Annotated in this window: 8 protein-coding genes and 1 pseudogene; 4 read left to right on the top strand and 5 right to left on the bottom strand. The window is 72.3% G+C overall.

Going from position 1 to position 6,863, the window contains the following annotated elements; translation table 11 throughout:
• Both QM641_RS04845 and QM641_RS04840 read left to right on the top strand, forming a co-directional pair.
• Positions 1-207, top strand: a pseudogene (locus QM641_RS04845) (DUF1003 domain-containing protein); the annotation flags it as partial.
• Positions 204-1,358: a P-loop NTPase gene (locus tag QM641_RS04840; protein ID WP_415114003.1), complete on the top strand. Its 1,155-nt coding sequence runs from the start codon at positions 204-206 to the stop codon at positions 1,356-1,358. The pseudogene QM641_RS04845 and the gene QM641_RS04840, both read left to right, overlap by 4 nt.
• On the opposite strand, the gene QM641_RS04835 is transcribed toward QM641_RS04840, so the two are convergent.
• Entirely contained in the window at positions 1,359-1,796 is a 438-nt protein-coding gene (locus tag QM641_RS04835; RefSeq protein ID WP_415113999.1) for a twin-arginine translocase TatA/TatE family subunit, read from the bottom strand.
• A gap of 72 nt (positions 1,797-1,868) precedes the next feature.
• Between QM641_RS04835 and QM641_RS04830 the strand changes: the two genes are divergently transcribed.
• The gene (locus QM641_RS04830; RefSeq protein WP_415113998.1) at positions 1,869-2,513 is read left to right on the top strand and encodes an O-methyltransferase; all 645 of its coding nucleotides are present in this window, start codon (positions 1,869-1,871) and stop codon (positions 2,511-2,513) included.
• Positions 2,514-2,583: 70 nt separating this feature from the next.
• Here QM641_RS04830 and QM641_RS04825 read toward each other — a convergent pair whose 3' ends face one another.
• From QM641_RS04825 to dapE, 3 genes are all read right to left on the bottom strand, one after another.
• Positions 2,584-2,757, bottom strand: coding sequence for a DUF3117 domain-containing protein (locus tag QM641_RS04825; protein WP_082406089.1), 174 nt, complete (start codon positions 2,755-2,757; stop codon positions 2,584-2,586).
• A 62-nt stretch (positions 2,758-2,819) separates the two neighbouring features.
• Positions 2,820-4,028: a hypothetical protein gene (locus QM641_RS04820; RefSeq protein WP_415113996.1), complete on the bottom strand. Its 1,209-nt coding sequence runs from the start codon at positions 4,026-4,028 to the stop codon at positions 2,820-2,822.
• Positions 4,016-5,086, bottom strand: coding sequence for a succinyl-diaminopimelate desuccinylase (gene dapE / locus QM641_RS04815; RefSeq protein WP_415113994.1), 1,071 nt, complete (start codon positions 5,084-5,086; stop codon positions 4,016-4,018). Before dapE ends, QM641_RS04820 begins: the two co-directional genes overlap by 13 nt.
• 43 nt (positions 5,087-5,129) lie before the next feature.
• Here dapE and dapD point away from each other — a divergent pair, with 43 nt between their 5' ends.
• The gene (gene dapD / locus QM641_RS04810) at positions 5,130-6,074 is read left to right on the top strand and encodes a 2,3,4,5-tetrahydropyridine-2,6-dicarboxylate N-succinyltransferase (RefSeq protein WP_415113992.1); all 945 of its coding nucleotides are present in this window, start codon (positions 5,130-5,132) and stop codon (positions 6,072-6,074) included.
• Positions 6,075-6,112: 38 nt separating this feature from the next.
• On the opposite strand, the gene QM641_RS04805 is transcribed toward dapD, so the two are convergent.
• Entirely contained in the window at positions 6,113-6,850 is a 738-nt protein-coding gene (locus tag QM641_RS04805; protein WP_415114007.1) for an amino acid ABC transporter ATP-binding protein, read from the bottom strand.
• Positions 6,851-6,863: the final 13 nt, after the last annotated feature.

Raw genomic sequence — 6,863 nt, 5'->3', positions numbered from 1 at the left:
CGCGACCGCGTGCAGATCGAGCAGGACCGCCAGCGCGCCGAGCGCAACCTCGCCGACACCGAGTATCTCGCCCGCGAGATCGTCGCGCTGCGACTGTCGCTGAAGGACGTCACCGACGACGTCGTCACGCGGGACGTGCTCCGCCACGAGCTGCGGGCGCTGCTGGACCAGCTCGACGAGCGCGCCGCCGGACCGGACGAGCGATGACGGCATCCGCCGACGCGGTGCGCGCCGCGGTGGGCGCGGTCGTCGACCCGGAGCTGCGCCGCCCGATCGGCGAGCTCGACATGGTGCGCGAGGTCGCCGTCTCGGCCGAGGGGTCCGCCTCGATCGGGATCGCGCTGACGATCGTCGGATGCCCCGCCGCCGACCGCATCGCCGCCGACGTCCGCGCCGCAGCCTCAGGCGTGCCCGGTGTGACGGCGGTCGCGCTGAGCGTCGGGGTGATGAGCCCGGCCGAGCGGCATGAGCTCACCGAGCGCCTGCGCGGCGGACGCGCCGCTCGCCGGATGCCGTTCGGCCCCGACTCCCTCACCAGGGTGATCGCCGTCACCAGCGGCAAGGGCGGCGTCGGCAAGTCCACGCTGACGGCGAACCTCGCCGTCGCTCTCGCCGCGCGCGGGCTCGCGGTGGGGCTCGTCGACGCCGACGTGCACGGGTTCTCCATCCCGCGGCTGCTCGGCCTGGTCGGCCCCGACGGCACGGCGCCGACCCCCACGCGGCTGGACGAGCTCATGCTCCCCCCGGTCGCCTACGACGTCAAGGCCGTCTCGATCGGGATGTTCCTGCGCCCGCGGCCCGGTGAGGCGCCCGTGGGAGCCGTCGCGTGGCGCGGTCCGATGCTCCACCGCACCGTGCAGCAGTTCCTCACCGACGTGTACTTCGGCGACCTTGACGTGCTCCTGATCGACATGCCGCCGGGCACCGGCGACATCGCGATCTCGGTCGGCCAGCTCCTGCCCGGCGCCGAGGTGATCGTCGTGACGACGCCGCAGCCGGCGGCCGCCGAGGTGGCTGTGCGCAGCGGCCTGGTCGCCCGCCAGACCGGCCAGCGCGTGGTGGGCGTGATCGAGAACATGTCCGCACTGACCCTCCCCGAGGGTTCCACGATGGCCCTGTTCGGCGCCGGCGGCGGGGACGCCGTCGCCGAGGCGCTGTCGACGGATGCCGAGCCCGTGCCGCTGCTGGGCACCGTGCCGCTCAGTGCGGCTCTGCGCGAGTGCGGCGACGACGGCAGGCCGGTCGTGGCGGCCGAGCCCGGCGATCCCGCCGCCCGCGCGATCCAGGCGATCGCCGCGGCGATCGCGCGCAGCCCTCGGGGACTGGCCGGCCGCGCGCTGCCGCTCACGCCGCGCTGATCAGGTCGCCTCGGAGTCGAACGGGACCGTGGGCGTCCGCTTCGCGGCATCCCCCGCCGTCGGGTTCTGCTCGGTGGAGGCACCGCCGATCGGGTCGGACGCGACCGTGATGCCGCCCAGCGGACCGGACGCACCGGGCGCCGGATGGAGCACACTTGCCGCCGCCACGGCCGGCACGGCGGGCTCCTCCAGCAGCGCATCGCGGATGATCCGACGCGGGTCGTACTGGCGCGGGTCGAGCTTTCGCCACTCGACGTCGTCGAAGTCCTCGCCCATCTCCTCCTTGACGCGCGTCTTCGCGCCGCGGAGCCACTCGCGCGCGCGCACGGTGAACCGCCCCAGCATCTCCGCGTACTGCGGCAGACGCTCGGGGCCGAGCACCACGACGGCGACGACCCCGATCAGGAGGAGCTTCTCCATGTCGAGCCCGAAGAACATGGGTCAAGGTTACCCGTGCGCCTGAGCGTCGAACGCCCGCACCACGCATAATCTTGCCGTGGAGGTGCACACATGGGTGATTTCGATGCCGTCCGCAGATTCGTCGACGAGGCCACGGTCGAGCCGGAGGCGTGCGCACGGGCACGCGCGCACGCACTGGAGCTGGGCGCCGACCCGATCAGCGCACCGGTCGGCGCGCAGTGCGCGCTCATCGCCGCCGCCTCGAGCGCGCTCAACATCGTGGAGATCGGCACCGGAGGCGGGGTGTCGGGGCTCTGGCTGCTGCACGGCTCGCCCCGGGCGACGCTGACGACGATCGACAACGAGCCCGAGCACCTCGCGGCGGCTCGACAGGCGTTCGCCGAGGCGAAGATCGCCCCGGCGCGTACGCGGTTCATCTCCGGCCGCGCGGCCGACGTGCTCCCCCGCATGAACGAAGCCTCTTACGACATCGTGCTGGTCGACGGCGACCCCGAGAGTGTCATCGAGGACGTCGAGCACGGACTCCGGCTGGTCCGCCCGGGCGGCACGGTGCTGGTGCCGCGCGTGCTCGCCGGCGGCGCGGTCGCCGACCCGGTGCGCCGCGACCGGGTCACGACGCTGTACCGCTCGCTGATCCAGGAGACCCAGGACTCCCCCGCCGTGCTCGGCGCGCTCTCGATCGTGGGCGAAGGGCTCCTTCAGCTGACCGCGGTCGCGGTCGATCGCACGCCCTGACCGCGCACGGCCTTCTCGAACGCGATGAGCGGCCGGTCCGAGGACCGGCCGCTCATCGCGTTCGAGAAGGTCAGGCTGCGCCGACGACCTCGCCGAGGACGCTGTGCAATTCCTTCGCCTCGTCGTCGTTGACCGACACGACCAGACGCCCGCCGCCTTCGAGGGGCACGCGCACGATGATCAGGCGTCCCTCCTTCACGGCCTCCATCGGTCCGTCTCCGGTTCGCGGCTTCATGGCTGCCATCGCGGTTCCCTTTCGTTCGCGGACTACCCGTCAAGTTTAGCGGGCGGCGCGGGTCGCGCCGCTCACGGCACCTGCCAGGCGGTCTGACCCAGTCCGTACATCTGGAGGATCCACCACCATTGGCCCGCGAGCCCCGCCGCGAGCACCCCCACGCGCCACGCCGTGGAGCGGGGGGCGGCCAGTGCCCCGGTCAGCGGGGTGAGCGGCACGAGCAGGCGGAACACGCTCGACTGGGGGAAGACCACCGCGAGGAGGTACAGGAGGTAGGCCGCCGACCACAGCCGCACCTCGGCGCCCAGTCGCCGCACGTGCGGCTCGAAAGCCAGCGCCCATGCCACCAGCCCCACAAGCGCGATCAGGACGAGCGGGCCGATCACCTCCGGCACCCCGCAGAGGCGGGCCCACATCGCCGCCCCCTGCAGCACGCCCTCGAACGGCACGAAGCCGTCCCCGGCCTCGGGCAGCCAGATGCGCCGCCACGACAGCTCCGTCTCCAGGTAGGCGCCCGGAACGCCGGTCACCGCCCCGGCGATGAGCGGCCACGACAGTCCCACCGCGGCAGCCATGAGGCCCAGCAGCACGATGTGGACGACCTCCCGTGCGCCGAGGATCGCGTCGCGCCGCCGACGCCACAGCAGCGCGCCGTGGAGGGCGAGCAGCAGCGCGAAGGCGAGCACGCCGGGCCGCGTGTAGCCCAGCAACGGCACCAGGAGGTACAGCGGTCCGTAGCGGCGCCGCTGCACGCACACGAGGGCGAGGAAGAGCCACAGGAGGAACAACGTCTCGGCGTAGCCCACCTGCGCAAGCGCCGCCAGCGGCCCCGCCGTGAAGAACACCACCGCCCAGGTCGCGGCCACGTCATCGAGGCCGGAACGCAGCAGCGCGTGCAGGGCCAGGCACGCGAGATAGCCGGCCACGAACGACACGACGATCGCCGCGACCGGATACGACCCGGTGGCCACCGACACCATCCGGCACAGCGCGGGGTAGACCGGAAGGAACGCCCACGCGTTCTGCGTGACCTGCCCGTCCGCCGTGCGCGGCAGCTCAGCGGGGTAGCCGCCGGTGCCCACTACCCAGTACCACTGCGCGTCCCACGCCATCGACATCGACGCGAGAGTGGCGGGCTCGCCGTGCCGCGCCGAGGCGCCGACCTGGGCGGCCAGCAGGAACAGGAGGGTCGTGACGGCGCGCGCGGCCAGGTAGATCACCGCGATGCGGAGGGCCACCGGAAGGCGCACTCCGCGCGCGGCGAGCCTCAGATCAACCACGCTCGCAGACCCCGCTCGACGTCCTCGATCTGCGCGAACGGGACGCGCTCCTCGTCGTGGTGGGCCAGGCGAGGGTCGCCGGGACCGTAGTTGACGGCGGGGATGCCGAGCGCCGAGAACCGCGCGACGTCGGTCCAGCCGTACTTGGGGCGGGGAACGGCGCCGACCGCGGCGACGAACTCCTGGGCCAGCGCCGCGTCCAGCCCCGGGCGGGCGCCCTCGGCCAGGTCGACCACCTCCACCTCGAACCCGTCGAAGACGTCGCGCACGTGCTGCTCGGCCCCGGCGGCATCACGGCTCGGCGCGAACCGGTAGTTGATCTCGACCTCGCACAGGTCCGGGATCACATTTCCCGCGACGCCGCCGCCGATGCGCACGGCATTGAGCCCTTCGCGATACTCCAGACCTTCCACCTCGACCGTGCGGGGGCGATATCCGGACAGGCGCGTGAGGATGGGCGCGGCCATGTGGATCGCGTTCTCGCCCACCCACGCGCGCGCACTGTGCGCGCGCACGCCGTGCGTGCGCACGACGGCGCGCAGGCTCCCGTTGCAGCCGCCCTCGACCTGGCCGTTGGAGGGCTCGCCGAGGATCGCGAGGTCGCCGGCGAACAGGTCGGGGCGCGTACGGGACAGCCGCGTGAGCCCATTGAGGTCCGCCTCCACCTCCTCGTGGTCGTACCACATCCAGGTGATGTCGAGGCGGGGTCGGACGAGCTCTACGGCGAGCTTGAGCTGCACTGCGACCCCCGCCTTCATGTCCACGGTGCCGCGGCCCCACAGGCACGGCTCGCCGTCGACCTCGACATCGCGGGTGGGCACGTTCCCGTTGATGGGCACCGTGTCGATGTGTCCGGCGATCACGACCCGCTGGGCCCGGCCGTTGCGGGTGCGCGCCACGATCGTGTCGCCGTCGCGGAACACGTCGAGGTGTTCGAGGTCGCGCACGACCTCGAACATCGCGTCGGCCAGAGCGGTCTCGTCTCCCGACTCGCTCGGGATGTCGCAGATGGCACGGGTGAGGTCGACGCTGGAGAGCGCGGGATCGAGCCGAGGCATTCCCCGAGTCTAGCCATGCGAGTCAGGCGGTTACCCTGGTGTGGTGAACGATGAACGATGGGTGTGGGGTGCGGGTCTTCAGACCGTGGATGCCGACGGAACGGTCCTCGACGCGTGGTTCCCCGAGCCCGCACCCGGGCGCGCCCCCGAGCATGCCGACACCGGCGCGCTGACGGCCTTCGTCGGCCCGGACGAGCGCCGTGCGGTCGAGCGCGAGGCGATCGTCGTCGAGATCGACCTGGACGCGCCTCCGGCCGGCACGGCGGACGCCTATCTGCGACTGCATGCGCTCTCCCACCGGCTGGTCGCTCCGAACGACGTGAACCTCGACGGCCTGTTCGGGCACCTTCCGATCGTCGCGTGGACCAATGCGGGACCCATGCGACCCGAGGTCGCCTCAGGGCTCCGCCCGCAGCTGGTGCGCCACGGCATCCACGTGCGCAGTCTCGACAAGTTCCCGCCGCTGACCGACTACGTGAGCCCTCCCGGCGTGCGCATCGCCGACACCTCCCGCGTGCGCCTGGGCGCCTACCTGTCCCCAGGGACGACGGTGATGCACGAGGGCTTCGTGAACTTCAACGCCGGCACGCTCGGGGCGTCCATGGTCGAAGGACGCATCTCGCAGGGCGTGGTCGTCGGCGACGGCAGCGACATCGGCGGCGGCGCCTCGATCATGGGAACGCTCTCCGGCGGCGGCACGCACCGCGTCTCGATCGGGGCTCGCACGCTCCTGGGAGCCAACGCCGGCATCGGCATCTCGCTCGGCGACGACTGCGTCGTCGAGGCCGGGCTGTACGTGACCGCCGGCTCGAAGATCGTGCTGGCCGACGAACCGGTGCGCGCCGACGGCACCCGTCCGGTCGTCAAGGGCGCCGAGCTGTCCGGCCGGGACGGCATCCTGTTCCGCCGCAACTCGCTCTCCGGCGCGATCGAGGCGGTACGCCGCCGAGGCGTGGGCGTGACCCTCAACGAGGCGCTGCACGCCTGACCCGGCACGCGGCAGCCCGGCTCGGGGCCGTCGCGCGCTCAGAGCACCTGGGACAGGAAGCGCTGCAGCCGTTCGCTGCGCGGATCCTCGAACACCTGCTCCGGCGCACCCGACTCGATCACACGGCCCTGGTCCATGAACAGCACCTGCTCAGACACCGAGCGCGCGAAGCCCATCTCGTGAGTGACGACGAGCATCGTCATGCCCGATGCCGCCAGCTCCGCCATCGTGGCCAGCACGCCCTTGACCAGCTCAGGGTCCAGAGCCGAGGTGGACTCGTCGAAGAGCATCACCTCGGGATCCATCGCGAGCGCCCGCGCGATCGCCACGCGCTGCTGCTGACCGCCGGACAGTCGCGACGGGCGCACGTCGGCCTTGTGCGCGAGCCCCACCCGATCGAGCTCGGCGATCGCACGCTCGGACGCGGCGTCCTTCGACATGCCCTTGAGCTTGGTCAGGCCCAGCGTGATGTTCTCGCGCACGGTCTTGTGCGGGAACAGGTTGAAGTGCTGGAAGACCATGCCCACGCGCTGGCGCAGCTGATCGGGGTTGTCGGCGAGCACCGAGCGACCGTCGAGCAGCACATCGCCCGAGTCGGGCTCCAGCAGGCGGTTCACGATGCGCAGCACCGTCGACTTGCCCGAGCCGGACGGGCCGATGATGCACGCCGTCGTCGCAGCCGGCACGTCGAGGTCGATGCCGCGCAGCACGCGGTTGCGCCCGAAGGCGAGGTGGATGTCGCGGGTCGCGACGCTCACGCCATGGCTGTGCGACACGGCCGGCCCGTGC

The sequence above is a fragment of the Microbacterium sp. genome, from assembly GCF_047605725.1.
GTDB lineage: Bacteria > Actinomycetota > Actinomycetes > Actinomycetales > Microbacteriaceae > Microbacterium.
The sequence above is the reverse complement of the archived record's forward strand: the minus strand, read 5'-3'. Positions and strand labels throughout refer to the sequence as shown.